Origin of the sequence: Actinosynnema sp. NPDC020468 (genome assembly GCF_040642015.1) — a bacterium.
Taxonomy (GTDB): domain Bacteria; phylum Actinomycetota; class Actinomycetes; order Mycobacteriales; family Pseudonocardiaceae; genus Actinosynnema.
The window spans coordinates 1-14789 of record NZ_JBFAEO010000059.1 but is presented as its reverse complement, the minus strand read 5'-3'; the positions used below and the strand labels follow the sequence as shown (position 1 = coordinate 14789).

The following is a 14789-nucleotide window of genomic DNA, read 5'->3' as shown; positions in this document are numbered from 1 at the left end:
GTGGCTGGGTCGCTCGTGTGTCATTGCTGTGCCGTGGCTGTGAGGTCGTAGACGGTGACGCCGTCGACCGTGGTGGCGGTGAAGGTCGTGGTGACCCACTCGGCGATGCGCGCGGCGGCGTCGCTGCCCGATTCGCCCTGCATGGTCATGGTTCCGCCGAGGAAGTAGTGGATCCGGCCGTCCTCGACGTACTGCTGGAACTGCTCCAGCGTCGGCGCCGGGTCCGTGCCGTTGAACCCGCCGACGGCCATCACCGGCACGTCCGCGCCGAGCTGGTAGCCGGCCGCGTTGTTGGAGCCGACGGTGGCCGCGGGCCAGTCGTACTTGCCGCTGTTGCCCTGGAGGAGCTTCACGAGTTCGGCGCCGGGCGTGGTGGCGGAGAGCAGACCGCCCATGCCGCCGCCCATCCCGCCGCCCTGGCGGCCGCCTCCGGTCGGCATGCCACCCGGGCCGCGACCGGTGCCCGCCGGGCCCGCGCTCGGGATCGCGCCCGAGTGCGGTGTCGCGGCGGTGGCCACGGAGTACGCGCCGGGGCCGAGCAGTGCCGCGGTGATCGCGATCGGCACCACGACGGCGGCGGGCGCGACCGTGGAGAGGAACAGGCCGACGGCGGCCAGCAGACCGAGCACCAACACGGTGGCGGCGAGGCCGGTCGACCAGTCCAGGAGCAGCAGGTAGCACTGGAGCGCGGTGACGGCGAGCGCGCCGGCCAGCGCGGCGGCGGCCATCGGCTCGGTCCGCTTGCGCCACAGGGCGACCGCGCCGATGCCGATGATCGCGCCGATGGCCGGCGCCAGCGCCACCGTGTAGTAGGGGTGGATGATCCCGTTCATGAAGCTGAACACGGCGCCGGTGACGAGCAGCCAGCCGCCCCACAGACCGAGCCCGACGCGGTCCCGGTTCGTGGCGGCCCACCAGCCCGCGAGCAGCAGGACGAGCGCGGTGGGCAACAGCCAGGCGATCTGACTGCCCATCTCCGAGCCGAGCAGCCGGCTCCAGCCCGTGGTGCCCCAGCCGCCGCCCATGCCGCCGCCGACGCTGCCGACCTCGTCGCCGGTGAGCCGACCGAGTCCGTTGTAGCCCAACGCGAGTTCGAGGACGCTGTTGTCCTGCGAGCCACCGATGTAGGGGCGCGCGCTCGCGGGCACCAGTTCGACGGCCAGCACCCACCAGCCGCCGGCCACGACCATCGCGCCGAGCGCCGCGCCGAGGTGGGCGATCCGCCTGCCGAGCGTGGTGGGCGCGACGAGCAGGTAGACCAGTCCGAACGCGGGCAGCACCAGGAACGCCTGGAGCATCTTGGCCAGGAAGGCGAAGCCGACCGCCGTGCCGGCGAGCGCGATCCACCTGAGGGAGGCGGTTTCGGTGGCGCGGACCGTGCAGTACGCGCCCGCCACGAGCAGCAGCACGAGCAGCGCGTCAGGGTTGTTGAACCGGAACATCAGCACCGCCACCGGGGTGAGCGCCAGCACGGCGCCCGCGATCAGCCCGGCGGCCTGGCCCGAGGTGCGCTTCACGGTGGCGTAGAGCAAACCCACGCTCGCCACGCCCATGAGGGCCTGGGGCACGAGGATGCTCCACGCGTTGACCCCGAAGAGCCGTGCGGACAACCCCATGACCCACGTGGCGGCGGGCGTCTTGTCGACGGTGATCGAGCTCGAGGCGTCGGTGGCGCCGAAGAACCAGGCCTTCCAGCTCTCGGCGCCGGCCTGTGCGGCGGCCGAGTAGTAGGCGTTGGCCCAGCCGGAGTCACCCAACCGCCACAGGTACAGCACGGCGGTGCCGGCCAGGAGGAGGATGAGGGGGAGTCGCGCTCGCATGCCTTCGAGCGTGGCGGCCGAGGCTGAGCGGCCCTTGTGCCCTCCCTGTGAGCAACCTGTGCGCGGATCGGCCGGTCGGACCGCGTGCGTCGGCCGGTCGGACGCGCCGGTTCCCCGCACCCGGGTACGACCGGGTGCGGGGCGGTCAGCGGGGGAGGGTCACGGTGAAGCGGGTGTCGCCGGGCGTGCTCGCGAGGCGCACCTCGCCGTCGTGCGCGGAGACCACGGCGGCGACGATGGACAGGCCGAGGCCGGTGGAGCCGGCGGCGCGGGAGCGGGACGAGTCGCCGCGGGAGAAGCGCTCGAACACGTCCGGCTGGAGTTCCGCGGGGATGCCGGGGCCGTTGTCGGCCACCGCCAGCACCACCGAGGTGGGCGTGGTCGACAGCGAGGTCGTCACGACGGTGCCCGGCGGGGTGTGCACGCGGGCGTTGGTGAGCAGGTTGGCGAGGACCTGGTGCAGGCGGTCGGAGTCACCCGGCACGACCACCGGTTCCGGTGGCAGGTCGAGCTTCCACTCCTGGGACGGGCCGGCGATGCGGGCGTCGCCCACCGTGTCCAGGACCAGCCGCGAGAGGTCGACCTCGCGGTGCTCCAGCGGTCGGCCGGTGTCCAGCCGGGCCAGCAGGAGCAGGTCCTCCACCAGCGAGGTCATCCGGATCGCCTCGGACTCGACGCGCCGCATGGCGTGCGCGATCTCCGGCGACACGCTGTCCGACGACCGGCGGGTCAACTCGGCGTAGCCGCGGATCGCGGCCAGCGGGGTGCGCAGCTCGTGCGAGGCGTCCGCGACGAACTGGCGCACCCGCGTTTCGGACGCGTGCCGCGCCTTCAGCGCGCCGGACACGTGACCCAGCATCCGGTTGAGCGCGAGGCCGACCTGGCCGACCTCGGTGTCGGGGTTGGAGTCCTGTTCGGACACCCGCTCGGCGAGCGCCACTTCTCCTTGGTGCAGCGGGAGTTCCGCCACCCTGGTCGCGGTCGCGGCGACCCGTTCCAGCGGGCGCAGCGTGCGGCGCACGATGAACGCGCCCGCGAGGCTCACCGCGATCAACCCGGCCAGCGCCACGCCGCCGAGGATCAAACCCATGCGCAGCACGGTGTTGTCGACGTTGGCCAGCGGCAACCCGGTGACCAGCAGGTCGCCCTCGTAGTTGGTCGAGCCGATCACCCGGTACGTGCCGTACGGGCCGAGGTCGACCGTCTGCACCCGTGCGGTCGCCGGCACCGCCGCCAGCGTGGCGAGCTGCTCGGCCGGCACCGCCTGCACGGTGCCCGTGTCGTCCACCCACGACGACAGCTGCACGGTGTTGTCGCGGAACACCACGGACACCGTGCCGACGCCGAAGCCCGGCCGGTCGAGCGGGGGGCGGTTGGAGTTGTTGGTGTTGCCGCCCGGTGGCGGACCGCCCTGGCGGGTGAACTTGTCGACCCGGTCGGCGGTGCTGACGAGCTGCTGGTCCAGCTCGCCCACCAGGAACTCGCGCAGCGCGAACCCGGTCACCACGCCGATGATCGCGCAGATCACGGCCAGCAGCGCCACCTGCTCGACGATCAGCCGGGTGCGCAGCGGCCAGCGCCTGGGGTGCTTAAGAAGTGGGCTTGAGGACATAGCCCGCGCCCCGCATCGTGTGGATCATGGGGGTTCTCCCGGCGTCGATCTTCTTGCGCAGGTACGAGATGTACAGCTCCACGATGTTGGCCTGACCGCCGAAGTCGTAGCTCCACACCCGGTCGAGGATCTGCGCCTTGCTGAGCACCCGCTTGGGGTTGCGCATCAGGAAGCGCAGCAGCTCGAACTCGGTGGCGGTCAGGTCGATGGCCTGCCCGGCGCGCGAGACCTCGCGGGTCTCCTCGTCCAGCACCAGGTCGCCGACGACCAGCTCGGTGCCGGCGGAGGCCTCGGTGACACCGGTGCGGCGCAACAGACCCCGCAGCCGCAGCACGACCTCCTCGAGGCTGAACGGCTTGGTCACGTAGTCGTCGCCGCCCGCGGTCAACCCGGCGATCCGGTCCTCGACGGCGTCCTTCGCGGTCAGGAACAGCACGGGCAGGGCGGGCGTGTCCGACCGCAGCCTGCGCAGCACCTCCAGACCGTCGAAGTCCGGCAGCATCACGTCCAGCACCACGACGTCGGGCCGGAACTCGCGCGCCACCCGCACGGCCGAGGTGCCGTCGAGCGCCGTGCGCACCTCCCAGCGCTCCATCCGCAACGCCATGGACATCAGTTCGGCCAGGGTGGACTCGTCGTCCACCACGAGCACCCGCACCGGAGTACCGTCCGGCCGGCGGAGTTCTGGGGAGGTCACCGCACGCATGCCTTCCATCGTGTCCCAGGCCCTTGAGGCCTCCCTGTGCCGATCCTGTGTACCACCTGTGAGGCGGGCGGGCAGCGCGCACAGTGGACGCCCAAGGGGTTCACAGCTCGCGCACAGGGTTCTCCGGGACGGTGGTCCCCATGACGGAGAACACCGAGAACCCGACCTGGGGTGAGGCGCCGCCGCCGCAGGCGGAGGCTCCCGGACCCCGCTGGTCCGGCCGCAAGACCATCGCCGCGGTCGCGATCGCAGTGGGCATCGCCGCCGTCGGCGGTGGTGTCATCTACGCCGCGGGCAATTCCGACGCGGCCCAGCAGGGAATGGGCGGTCCCGGCCGCGGCGGCTACGGCAGGGACGGCATGGGCTTCCCCGGCGCCGTGGGCAGCCCGTTCGGCGACACGAAGCACGGCGAGTTCCAGGTCGGCGAGGTCACCGAGGTCAGCTCCTCCTCGATCACGGTGAAGAGCACCGACGGCTACAGCAAGACCTACACGATCGACGCCGACACGAAGGTCAACCAGGGCCAGAGCGAGCTGAGCACCATCGCCAAGGGCGACACGGTGACGTTGATCGCCACCGACGCCACGGCGGACGCCATCACGGAGGGCACGGCCGGCGGCCGAGGCCAGTTCCCGGGCGGCAACGGCCAGCGCGGTCAGGGCCAGAACGGTCAACAGGGCCAACTCCCGCCCGGCAACGGCCAGAACGGTCAGCAACCGCCGGGTGGCAACGGCCAACCGCCGACCACGTAGTCGGCGAGGCGGAGGCCGGCGGAGCACCCGCCGGCCTCCGCCGCGTTCGGCGCCGGGTGGGTGATCGGGTGGGTGATGGAGCGGACGCGGGTGTCGGTGGGCGGCGGTCGATCAGTCGACTTCACCGCGTGCGGTGGCGTACGCGGTGGTTCGGCTCGCCGGTGTCGGCCGGACCGGTCGGTTGTCGGCCGCCCGGCCTTCGCCGCGATCAGGCGCTGTCCGGTGCCGGGCACGCGGCCTTCGCCGCGGCCGGCGGGCAGTGGTCGGTGCTCCCGGCGTGGCCGGCGTCGTCCGCGCCGGTCAGATGTCGATCACCCGGCCTTCGTCGTGACCGGGTGCCGGCTGTCGTCGATCACCCGGCCTTCGTCGTGACCGGGTGCCGGCTGTCGTCGATCACCTGGTCTTCGCCGCGACCGGAGGGCAGCAGTCCGGCGGTCGTCGGTGACCTGCCGTTGCCCGGACTTCGTCGTGATCCGCGCCGGGTCGCCGTGACCGGAAACCGGCGAAGCGGTAGAAAGGGCGCATGATCCGACTCGTGTGCTCGGCACTGCTGGCCGCACTCGCCGTGCTCGTGATCGCGCCCGTCGCGTCCGCGCACACCGAGTTGACCGCGAGCGACCCGGCCTCCGGCGCGACGCTGACCGCGGTGCCCGCCCGGCTCACGCTGACCTTCACCGAGCCGATCCCCGCCGACAGCGCGGTCGTGACGATCACCGGGCCGGACGGCGTCGCGTGGCGCACCGGGACGCCGACCGCCACCGACGCGACCCTCACCGTGCCGGTGACCGGGGTCGCCGGGTCCGGCGAGCAGAAGGTGACCTGGAAGGTCCAGGCGCTCGACGGCGACTTCGTGGACGGCACGTTCGCGTTCACCCTCGACGCCCCGGCCGCGAGCACCACCAGCGCCACCACGACCGTCGCGCCGACCCCGACCACCACGACGACCGCGATCGCCGGCTCGGTGGGCAACACCCCGTCCGACGTCCGCTACGAGGACGACGGCGTGCCGGCGTGGGTGTGGATCGTCGCCGCCGCCGTGGTGCTCGGCGTCGGACTGGCGATCGGCCTGCGGCGCGGGTCCCGGCGCGGATGAGCTTGCCCGACGTCCTCGCGCCCGACCTCGACGTGCTGTTCTGCGGCATCAACCCGGGGCTGCTCTCGGAGGCGCGCGGGCAGCACTTCGCCCGGCCGGGCAACAGGTTCTGGCCCGCGCTGCACCTGTCCGGGTTCACGCCGACCCGGTTCGCGCCCGCCGACCAGGACCGGCTGCTCGAACTGCGCCTGGGCATCACCAACCTGGTCGACCGCGCCACCGCCAAGGCCGACGAGCTGACCGCCGCGGAACTGCGCCGAGGCGGCCGGAACCTCGCCGCGAAGGCCGAGGAGTACCGGCCGCGGGTCGTCGCGGTCGTCGGGATCACCGCGTACCGCACCGCCTTCGACCGCCGGCACGCCACGATCGGCCCGCAGCCGGAGCGGATCGCCGGGTCGGGGTTGTGGGTGCTGCCGAACCCCAGTGGGCTCAACGCGCACTACCGACTCCAGGACCTGGCGGATGTGTTCGCCGAGCTGCGCTCACAACTCGCGCAGCCCGCGTAACACCCGTTCCAGCAACAGCAGGTCCGGGCCGCCCGACGCCGCCGCGTTGTCGTGCGCCGCCACCACGCCCATCGAGATCAGGTCGCTCAGCAACACCCTCGCCACCCCCAGCGGCACCGCCATCAGCGCCGACACCTCGGCCACCGACCTGGTCACCGCGCACACCTCCACGACCGCGCGCTGCTCGGTGCTCGTGTCCCGCATCGCGGTCGCGATCCCGTTCTCCTCCAACGACACCAGCGTTTCCAGCCGGAGGTCGTAGCCCGCGGTGGTCCGTCCGCCGGTCCACGCGTACGGCCGTACGAGGGAACCGCGCGCGACCTCCTCGGGGAACTCCTCTTCCTCCACGGCAGGGGGTGGTGGAGGAAGAGGAGCCGGCACCGGTGGCGCGATCGGCTCGACGGCGTGGTCGGTGTTGTCGGTGCGGTCGGCGTCCTCGGAGTCGAGGTGCTTGCGCAGCGCGGCGGAGCCGAACCGCGCGCCGGTCGCGCCCACCTCGCCGCGCAGCGACCGCCGCCGTCTTCGGGGCGGTGGCGGTTCCTCGGCGTGCTCGCCCGCCGGCGGGTCGCCCTCGAGTTGCCTGCGCAGGCCGGAGGAGCCGAACCTGGCGCCCGTCGCGCCGACCTCGCCACGCAGGGACCGGCGGCGCTTGCGCCCATCGCCGCCAGTCAACTCCCGGTCGGAGTTGGCTGTGCTCACCCGTCGGAAGGTAGCCGGAACCCGGTCGCTCTCGTGTCGGGAGTGTTTCGACCTTGTGCAATCCTGGTTACCCGGCACGAATTGTGCGGTTCGGTTGCTCCTGCCGGATGATGTCCGGGTGCGCATCCGCGAGGTCGAGATCACCGACGACATGATCAGGTTGGGCCAGTTCCTGAAGCTGGCCGGGTTGGCCGAGCACGGCGCCCACGCGCGCGAGCTGGTCGAGGCGGACGAGGTGACGGTCAACGGCCGGCCGGAGTCCCGGCGCGGCGCGCAGCTGCACGACGGCGACGTGGTCGCGGTGGCCGGCGAGAAGGTGCGGCTGCGGGCGAACCGCTAGCACCGTCCACTTCGGCCGGTTAACGCGAAGAACATTCGCGGTAGGCCCACTCCTCGTGCCACGTGTGCGGGTAGACCCCGTACCGGAAGTACGCGCCGACGCCGTCGATCGGCGCGGCCTCCCGGTCGTGGTAGAGCAGCCAGTACGGCAGCACCGTCGCGATCACCCAGTTGACCGCGATCAGCGGCAGGTACAGCGGTCCGAACAGGCGGGCCTGGCGCACGTGCACGGCCTCGTGGTCGTCCACCCCGAGCCCCACGCCCGCCTGCACCGGACCCACCGTCGTGGCGAACCCGGGCAGCACGCCGTCGCGCAACCCGAGCACCCCTCGGCGCGCGCTGAACGCCCGGTCCACCCGGTTGCCGCGGGCCAGCGCCCACGCCAGCAGCACCAGACCGGCGAGCGTGTTCGGCAGGCTCCACGTGGCGTCCACCACAGCCAGTCCGAAGCCCCGCGCGCCGCGCGGGTACAGCCCGGCGCCCAACGCCGTTGCGCCGAGGAGCGCACCGAGCGTTGCGCCGACCACAGTCACGACCGTCACGGGTCCATTGTGCGTCGAAGTGAAGTGGGTCACCTGTTGCCCGACCTGCGTGCCCGCACATTTCGTCCGGGGGTGACCCGAAGTGCCCGACCGGTTGCGCCGAATAGTCGCGTGCGTTCTGTGAATGGGCGGTCGCCGGCCGCTACCGGCGGCTGCCCCGGTTAGGGGCGCAGTGCCCTTTTCGGACGCCCGCGTGCCTTATTTCGACTGGAGTCGAAAACCGGGTGTAACGTTCCGCCGTCCAGCACCGATGGGTGTGGTCCACAGGCGTGGACGGACCCCGAAGTCACCACAGTGGACTGTCCGGAGTGGCCTTTCCGGGCGCTTTTTCGCAAGTCATCGACGGTGACGCGAAGTCACCCGGTGAACCTTCTGGGTGCTGATGGCCGTACTACGGAGGAATCGACCGACAGTCCCGCTCACCGTGTGTGTAACGCCTGCCCTTGGCGTGACGAATCACGGTTTGCCGAGGTGAGAAATCTCCCGGCGCACATTTGTCAGACCACACACGCGGGTCCGTCGGGGATGCCCTGCGAACGTGCACGTCCGAACCGGCAGAACCGGGGGAGCACCACGATGAGCGAGCAGGTCCAACCCACGCGACGGAGACCCGTCGTGGGGGCGACCACGACCACGAACCGCATGACCCACCCCACGGTCAACGGGTGGGAACCCGCCTACCGCTATGGAGTCATCGCCGCCGACGTCCTGTGCACCATCGCAGTCGTCGTGCTGGCGGGCTTCCTGCTGTCCGCGAACCACGCGACGTTCGGCCCGCTGCCGCTGCTGGCACTGGAAGCCGTGACGGTCGCCGTGGTCGTCGGATCCCTCTACGTCCACCGCGTCTGGAACACCTCGGTGTTGGGCCAGGGCGCGGAAGAGTTCCGCAGGCTCGGCCGAGGCCTGTTCAGCTCTGTCGTCGTCCTCGGCCTGGGCGCGCTGGCGGCCGGACTGCCCGGCGCCCGCCTGTGGGTGTTCGCCGTGGGTCCGGCGATCGCCCTCCTCGTCTTCCCGGTCCGCTACCTGCTGCGCCGCCCGCTGCACCGGGCCCGCGGCGAGGGCCGCTGCCTGCTGCCGGTGCTCGCCGCCGGCAACGTCGACACGGTCAAGGACCTCATCGGGCGCACCCGCCGCGCACCGCACCTCGGGTGGCGGGTCGACGCGGTGTGCACTGTGGACGGCCGCGCGGAGATCGGCGTCGAACTCGACGGGATCCCGGTCGTCGGCCGGTTCGGCGAACTCGCCGAGCAGGTCCGCCGTGGTGGTTACCGCATCGTCGCGGTCACGCCCGACGCGTACTGGACCCCGCGCCGCCTCCAGCAACTGGCCTGGGAGCTCGAGGGCACCGGCACCGAGATGGTCGTCGCGCCGGCGCTGATGGACTTCGCCGGGCCCCGGCTGCACGTGACCGGTGTGCTGGGCATGCCGCTGCTGCGCGTGTCCGAGCCGTCCTTCACCGGCTTCCGCCGGATGATCAAGGCCACCGTCGACCGGATCGGCTCGCTGCTGCTGCTCACGCTGCTCGCGCCGGTGCTGCTGACCTGCGCGGTCGCCATCCTGGTCGACACCCGCGGGCCGGTGCTCTACACCCAGCGCCGGGTCGGCAAGGACGGTCGGCTGTTCACGATCTTCAAGTTCCGCACGATGGTGACCGACGCCGACAAGCTGCGCGCGCAGCTCGAAGAGGTCAACGAGGGCGCCGGCGTGCTGTTCAAGATGAAGCGCGACCCCCGGGTGACCCCGGTCGGCCGCTTCCTGCGGCGCTACTCGATGGACGAGCTGCCGCAGCTGCTCAACGTGCTGACCGGGTCGATGTCCCTGGTCGGTCCTCGGCCGCCGCTGCCCGAGGAGAGCGCCAAGTACGGCCCCGACATGCGTCGTCGGCTGCTGGTCAAGCCCGGTCTCACCGGGTTGTGGCAGGTTTCCGGCCGCAGTGACCTGTCGTGGGAGGAATCCGTCCGGCTCGACCTGCGCTACGTGGAGGACTGGTCGCTCGCCCTGGACGCGTTGATCTTGTGGAAGACCTTCAGGGCCGTCTTCGGCGGTCAGGGGGCCTACTGACATGGAGAACGGTATGGACCAGCCGATCGGCATCGCCGTCGTCGGCGCCGGCTACTGGGGACCGAACCTGGTGCGCAACGCCCAGGCGACCCCGGGGCTCAAGCTGCGCTACCTGTGCGACCTGGACACCGAGCGCGCCCGCCGTGTGCTCGGCGACTACTCCACGGTCCGGGTGTCGGGCTCGCTGGACGAGGTGCTCGCGGACCCCGCGGTCGACGCGATCGCGATCGCGACGCCCGCCGCCACCCACCTCCCGGTCGCGCTCGCCGCGCTGCGGGCGGGCAAGCACGTGCTGGTGGAGAAGCCGCTCGCGGCCAACTTCGCCGACGGGCTCGCGCTCGTGGAGGAGGCGGAGCGCCGGGGGTTGACCCTCATGCTCGACCACACCTTCGTGTACACGCCGACCGTGCAGCACCTGCGCACGCTGGTGCGCGGCGGTGAGATCGGCACCGTGCAGTACCTGGACTCGGTGCGGGTCAACCTCGGCCTCGTGCAGCCGGACGTCGACGTGCTGTGGGACCTCGCGCCCCACGACCTGTCGATCTTCGACGCGATCCTGCCGGACGGCGTCCGGGTGGAGCGGGTGTCCGCGCACGGCTCGGACCCGATCGGGGCCGGCCGGGCGTGCATCGGGCACCTGACGCTCGAGCTCACCGGCGGCGTGCTGGCGCACGTGCACGTGAACTGGCTCTCGCCCACCAAGATCCGCACCATGATCGTGGGCGGCTCGCGGCGCACGATCGTGTGGGACGACCTGAACGTCGTCCAGCGGATCTCGGTGCACGACCGCGGCGCGGACCTCATCGAGACCGACGAGGCCCGCACCCAGGCGATCATCTCCTACCGCCGCGGCGACACCGTCGCGCCCGCGCTGCCCGAGAAGGAGGCGCTGCGCGGTGTCATGGCGGAGTTCGCGGCCTCCATCACCGAGAAGCGCCCGCCGCTGACCGACGGCTGGTCCGGCCTGCGCGTGCTCTCGATCCTGGAGGCGGCGTCGGCAAGCCTCGCCGGTGGCGGCGAGTTCGTTTCCGTGCGGGACGTCCGTCGTCCGGCCGAGTGGGAAGAGGCGGTTGCATGACCGGGGTAGCGGCCCCCAAGCAGGGCATGGACATGACGGTCACGCCGACCGAGCTCGAAGGCGTGTTCGTCGTGCAGCCCGAGTGGTTCGAGGACGAGCGCGGCTTCTTCTTCGAGTCCTACAGCAAGCGTCGCTGGGAGCAGCACGGCCTGCACCTGGACTTCGTGCAGGACAACCACTCCCGGTCCTCGAAGGGGGTGCTGCGCGGCTTCCACTTCCAGAACGGGCTGGCGCCGCAGCACCGCCTGGTGCGCTGCACCGTCGGCGCGATCTGGGACGTGGTCGTGGACATCCGCGTCGGTTCGCCGACGTTCGGCAGGTGGTTCGGCGTCGAGCTGTCGGCGACCAACCGGACCCAGCTGCTGATCGGGCCCGAGTTCGCGCACGGCTTCGCGGTGCTCACCGACGTCGCCGAGGTGCAGTACAAGACCACCGGGTTCCACAACCCGGCCGCCGAGGGGCTGCTGGCGTGGAACGACCCGGAGGTCGGCGTGCCGTGGCCGGTCGAGAACCCGACCCTGTCGGCGAAGGACAGCGCCAACCCGAGCCTCGCGACCTACCTGACCAACCCCGCTTTCCACTACGGAGTTCAAGCGTGAACCTGCGTGACGCACGTGTCCTGATCACCGGCGGCGCCGGCCTCGTCGGCTCGCACATCGCCGACCAGCTGCTGGCCGAGGGTGTCTCCGAGATCGTCGTGCTGGACAACCTGGTGCGCGGTCGACTGGAGAACCTGGCCGTGCCGGTCGAGGCCGGCAAGATCAAGTTCGTCGAGGGCGACCTGCGCGACGTCGACCTGGTGAAGTCCACCGTGGACGGTGTCGACCTGGTGTTCCACCAGGGCGCGATCCGGATCACCCAGTGCGCCGAGGAGCCGAGGCTCGCGCACGACGTGCTCGCGACCGGCACGTTCAACGTGCTGGAGGCGGCCGTCGAGGCGAAGGTGACCAAGGTCGTCGCCGCGTCCAGCGCGTCGATCTACGGCCTGGCCGAGCTGTTCCCGACCGAGGAGAACCACCACTCCTACGGCAACCGCACGCTCTACGGCGCGGCCAAGGTCTACAACGAGGGCCTGCTGCGCAGCTTCCACGAGATGTACGGCCTGGACTACGTGGCGCTGCGCTACTTCAACGTCTACGGCCCCCGGATGGACGTCTTCGGCGTCTACACCGAGGTCCTGGTGCGCTGGATGGAGCGCATCTCCGCGGGCACGCCGCCGCTGATCCTCGGCGACGGTTCGTCCACGATGGACTTCGTCTACATCACCGACATCGCGCGGGCCAACATCCTCGCGGCCAAGAGCGACGTCACCGACGAGGTGTTCAACGTGGCCTCCGGCGAGGAGACCAGCCTCGCGCAGCTCGCCGACGCGCTGCTGGAGGTCATGGGTCGCCCCGACCTGCGGCCCGAGCACGGCCCGGAGCGCAAGGTGAACGCGGTGCCGCGCCGGCTCGCGAGCACCGAGGCCGCGCGCGAGAAGCTCGGCTTCTCCTCGACGGTGTCCCTCCAGGACGGCCTGCGCGAGCTGGTCGACTGGTGGCGGGTGGAGACCGCGAAGGGCAACCCGAACCTCGTGACGAGCGGAGCGAAGTGATGATCCCGATCACCAGGCTGTACGTCGGCCAGGAGGAGGCGGACGCCGCCGCGGCGGCCGTGCTCTCGGGCTGGCTGTCGGTCGGCCCGCGCGCGGCGAAGTTCGAGGAGCTGGTGGCCGAGCAGGTCGGCGCGAAGCACGCGATCAGTGTGAACAGCGCGACCACCGGTCTGCACCTCGCGCTGGCCGCGCTGGGCATCGGCGCGGGCGACGAGGTCATCTGCCCGTCGTTCACGTTCATCGCCACGCCGAACTCGATCGCCTACACCGGCGCGACGCCGGTGTTCGCCGAGATCGACGAGCGCACCTACAACATCGACCCGGCGCACGTCGAGCAGCTGATCACGCCGCGCACCAAGGCCATCATGCCCGCGAGCCAGATCGGCCTCCCGGCCGACCTGAAGGCGTTGCGCGCCATCGCGGACAAGCACGGCCTGGCCCTGGTCGAGGACGCCGCGCCCGCGTACGGCGCCACGATCGACGGCGTGCGGCTCGGCACGATCAGCGACATCACGGTGTTCTCCTTCGACGCCCGCAAGATCCTCACCACCGGTGAGGGCGGCGTCGTCACGACCGACAGCGACGAGATCGCCAAGAAGCTGCGGGCGCTGCGCGCGCACGCCGCCTCGATCTCCACGCTGGCGCGGCACACCACGACCGCCGTCATCGCCGAGAGCTACGACGAGGTCGGCTTCAACTACAAGATGACCGACATCCAGGCCGCGGTCGGCGTGGTGCAGCTGCCGAAGCTGGACCACGTGGTCAAGACCCGCCGCGCCCTGGCCGCCCGGTACGACGAGCTGTTGCGGGACAACGAGTCCCTGATCCTCCCGTACGAGCCGGAGGGCTTCGGGCACGTCTACCAGTCCTACCTGGTGCGCCTCAAGGACCACGAGCGCATCGACGTCATGAACGCGATGGCGGAGCGGGGTGTCGCCACCCGGCGGATCACCGCCTGCCACCTCGAACCCGTGTACCACGCGGGCGACAAGACACCTTCGCTTCCGGTGACCGAGCGCGTCGCGCGCGACCACATCCTCCTGCCCCACTTCGTCGGCCTGTCCGACGAGGAGCAGGACGAGGTGGTGGCCGCGTTGGCCGCCGCCACCGCCTAGGCAGCGGTCGCGAAGGAACCCGGCGGCCGGGGGCAGGGCCCGGCCGCCGGGTCTTTGCGTGTCCACAGGTGACTACTGAGAGTAACTTCGGTTACCGCCTTCGCGTTGTCACCCAATCGAGATGCTTTGTGGGATAACAGCTTGACTGTGAAAGGCGACCATTGGACTAAACATGGTTGCGCTACGGGGAGTAGTGACGGCCGCACTACGGAGTGCGTTCGAGGAGTTGAGTGGTCGATGGCGTCGCCGGTAAGACGTCTCATCAGGACCGTGTCCGCGGTCTTGCTCGTGGCAGGCACCGTCACCCCGCTGGTGGTGCTCAGCGCGTCGGTGGCCCAGGCCGCCCCGTGCGACACCCCCGTGGTGAACAAGGTCGCGTGCGAGAACACCAAGGCGGGCACGCCGGACTGGCAGGTCCAGTCCCGTGACGACTCGATCCTGGGTTACACCACGGACATCAGCTCCACCCCCGGCGGTCAGGTCGCGTTCAAGATGCTGACCAACGCCTCCTCGTACACGATCGACATCTTCCGGCTCGGTTGGTACAACGGCGTCGGCGCCCGGCAGATCGGCTCGGTGTCCCGCAACACCGCGCAGAACCAGCCCGCCTGCCTGCGCGACGGCCCGACCGCGCTGATCGACTGCGGCAACTGGGCCGTGTCGGTGACGTGGAACGTGCCGTCCGACGCGGTGTCCGGTCTCTACTACGCCCGGCTCACCCGTAACGACAACGGGTTGCAGAACGAAATCGCCTTCGTGGTCCGCGACGACTCCAGTCACTCCAAGGTGCTGTTCCAGACCTCGGACGCGACGTGGGAGGCCTACAACCGGTACGGGGGCAACAGCCTGTACTTCGGTGACGGTCCGGGTCA

General features: G+C 71.1%; 15 protein-coding genes. 10 read left to right on the top strand and 5 right to left on the bottom strand.

Annotation, left to right across the window (positions count from 1 at the left end):
* Positions 1–20: 20 nt before the first annotated feature.
* The 3 genes from AB0G50_RS31145 to AB0G50_RS31135 form a co-directional block, all read right to left on the bottom strand.
* Complete coding sequence (locus tag AB0G50_RS31145) at positions 21–1820, bottom strand: glycosyltransferase family 39 protein (protein WP_360115823.1); 1800 nt, start codon at positions 1818–1820, stop codon at positions 21–23.
* Between the two features lie 145 nt (positions 1821–1965).
* Positions 1966–3432: a HAMP domain-containing sensor histidine kinase gene (locus tag AB0G50_RS31140; RefSeq protein WP_360115820.1), complete on the bottom strand. Its 1467-nt coding sequence runs from the start codon at positions 3430–3432 to the stop codon at positions 1966–1968.
* Positions 3410–4138: a response regulator transcription factor gene (locus AB0G50_RS31135; RefSeq protein ID WP_360115817.1), complete on the bottom strand. Its 729-nt coding sequence runs from the start codon at positions 4136–4138 to the stop codon at positions 3410–3412. The genes AB0G50_RS31140 and AB0G50_RS31135 overlap by 23 nt, the downstream gene beginning before the upstream one ends.
* 140 nt (positions 4139–4278) lie before the next feature.
* Between AB0G50_RS31135 and AB0G50_RS31130 the strand changes: the two genes are divergently transcribed.
* The 3 genes from AB0G50_RS31130 to mug all read left to right on the top strand — a co-directional run bounded on the left by AB0G50_RS31130 (position 4279) and on the right by mug (position 6489).
* Positions 4279–4890 (top strand): hypothetical protein, encoded by a 612-nt coding sequence (locus AB0G50_RS31130; protein WP_360115815.1) that lies wholly within the window; start codon positions 4279–4281, stop codon positions 4888–4890.
* Between the two features lie 523 nt (positions 4891–5413).
* On the top strand, positions 5414–5983 hold the full coding sequence (locus tag AB0G50_RS31125; protein WP_360115812.1) for a copper resistance CopC family protein: 570 nt from the start codon (positions 5414–5416) through the stop codon (positions 5981–5983).
* Positions 5980–6489, top strand: a complete 510-nt coding sequence (mug, locus tag AB0G50_RS31120) for a G/U mismatch-specific DNA glycosylase (protein ID WP_360115809.1) — start codon at positions 5980–5982, stop codon at positions 6487–6489. The genes AB0G50_RS31125 and mug overlap by 4 nt, the downstream gene beginning before the upstream one ends.
* Here mug and AB0G50_RS31115 read toward each other — a convergent pair.
* The gene (locus AB0G50_RS31115; RefSeq protein WP_360115806.1) at positions 6466–7188 is read right to left on the bottom strand and encodes a DUF742 domain-containing protein; all 723 of its coding nucleotides are present in this window, start codon (positions 7186–7188) and stop codon (positions 6466–6468) included. The genes mug and AB0G50_RS31115 overlap by 24 nt on opposite strands.
* Positions 7189–7306: 118 nt before the next feature.
* Between AB0G50_RS31115 and AB0G50_RS31110 the strand changes: the two genes are divergently transcribed.
* Positions 7307–7528, top strand: a complete 222-nt coding sequence (locus AB0G50_RS31110) for an RNA-binding S4 domain-containing protein (RefSeq protein ID WP_360115803.1) — start codon at positions 7307–7309, stop codon at positions 7526–7528.
* Positions 7529–7547: 19 nt separating this feature from the next.
* Here AB0G50_RS31110 and AB0G50_RS31105 read toward each other — a convergent pair whose 3' ends face one another.
* Positions 7548–8069, bottom strand: coding sequence for a hypothetical protein (locus AB0G50_RS31105; protein WP_360115800.1), 522 nt, complete (start codon positions 8067–8069; stop codon positions 7548–7550).
* Between the two features lie 642 nt (positions 8070–8711).
* Here AB0G50_RS31105 and AB0G50_RS31100 point away from each other — a divergent pair.
* The 6 genes from AB0G50_RS31100 to AB0G50_RS31075 all read left to right on the top strand — a co-directional run.
* Positions 8712–10130 carry a sugar transferase gene (locus tag AB0G50_RS31100; RefSeq protein WP_360115797.1) on the top strand — a complete coding sequence of 473 codons (1419 nt, stop codon included), beginning with the start codon at positions 8712–8714 and terminating at the stop codon, positions 10128–10130.
* Between the two features lie 13 nt (positions 10131–10143).
* Positions 10144–11208: a Gfo/Idh/MocA family oxidoreductase gene (locus AB0G50_RS31095; protein WP_360115795.1), complete on the top strand. Its 1065-nt coding sequence runs from the start codon at positions 10144–10146 to the stop codon at positions 11206–11208.
* Positions 11205–11807 carry a dTDP-4-dehydrorhamnose 3,5-epimerase gene (gene rfbC, locus AB0G50_RS31090; protein WP_360115792.1) on the top strand — a complete coding sequence of 201 codons (603 nt, stop codon included), beginning with the start codon at positions 11205–11207 and terminating at the stop codon, positions 11805–11807. The genes AB0G50_RS31095 and rfbC overlap by 4 nt, the downstream gene beginning before the upstream one ends.
* Positions 11804–12802 (top strand): NAD-dependent epimerase/dehydratase family protein, encoded by a 999-nt coding sequence (locus AB0G50_RS31085; protein WP_360115789.1) that lies wholly within the window; start codon positions 11804–11806, stop codon positions 12800–12802. The genes rfbC and AB0G50_RS31085 overlap by 4 nt, the downstream gene beginning before the upstream one ends.
* Complete coding sequence (locus AB0G50_RS31080; RefSeq protein ID WP_360115786.1) at positions 12802–13917, top strand: DegT/DnrJ/EryC1/StrS family aminotransferase; 1116 nt, start codon at positions 12802–12804, stop codon at positions 13915–13917. Before AB0G50_RS31085 ends, AB0G50_RS31080 begins: the two co-directional genes overlap by 1 nt.
* A gap of 270 nt (positions 13918–14187) precedes the next feature.
* Positions 14188–14789, top strand: a 602-nt coding sequence (locus tag AB0G50_RS31075) for a N,N-dimethylformamidase beta subunit family domain-containing protein (protein WP_360115783.1), incomplete at its 3' end; no start/stop codon positions are given.

Bases quoted from the DNA above. Each gene is read 5' to 3' on its own strand.
- AB0G50_RS31125 (WP_360115812.1), top strand. From the start codon at position 5,414: ATGATCCGACTCGTGTGCTCGGCACTGCTGGCCGCACTCGCCGTGCTC.
- AB0G50_RS31130 (WP_360115815.1), top strand. From the start codon at position 4,279: ATGACGGAGAACACCGAGAACCCGACCTGGGGTGAGGCGCCGCCGCCG.
- AB0G50_RS31145 (WP_360115823.1), bottom strand. From the start codon at position 1,820: ATGCGAGCGCGACTCCCCCTCATCCTCCTCCTGGCCGGCACCGCCGTG.
- rfbC (WP_360115792.1), top strand. From the start codon at position 11,205: ATGACCGGGGTAGCGGCCCCCAAGCAGGGCATGGACATGACGGTCACG.
- AB0G50_RS31100 (WP_360115797.1), top strand. From the start codon at position 8,712: ATGACCCACCCCACGGTCAACGGGTGGGAACCCGCCTACCGCTATGGA.
- AB0G50_RS31135 (WP_360115817.1), bottom strand. From the start codon at position 4,138: ATGCGTGCGGTGACCTCCCCAGAACTCCGCCGGCCGGACGGTACTCCG.
- AB0G50_RS31140 (WP_360115820.1), bottom strand. From the start codon at position 3,432: ATGTCCTCAAGCCCACTTCTTAAGCACCCCAGGCGCTGGCCGCTGCGC.
- AB0G50_RS31080 (WP_360115786.1), top strand. From the start codon at position 12,802: ATGATCCCGATCACCAGGCTGTACGTCGGCCAGGAGGAGGCGGACGCC.
- mug (WP_360115809.1), top strand. From the start codon at position 5,980: ATGAGCTTGCCCGACGTCCTCGCGCCCGACCTCGACGTGCTGTTCTGC.
- AB0G50_RS31095 (WP_360115795.1), top strand. From the start codon at position 10,144: ATGGACCAGCCGATCGGCATCGCCGTCGTCGGCGCCGGCTACTGGGGA.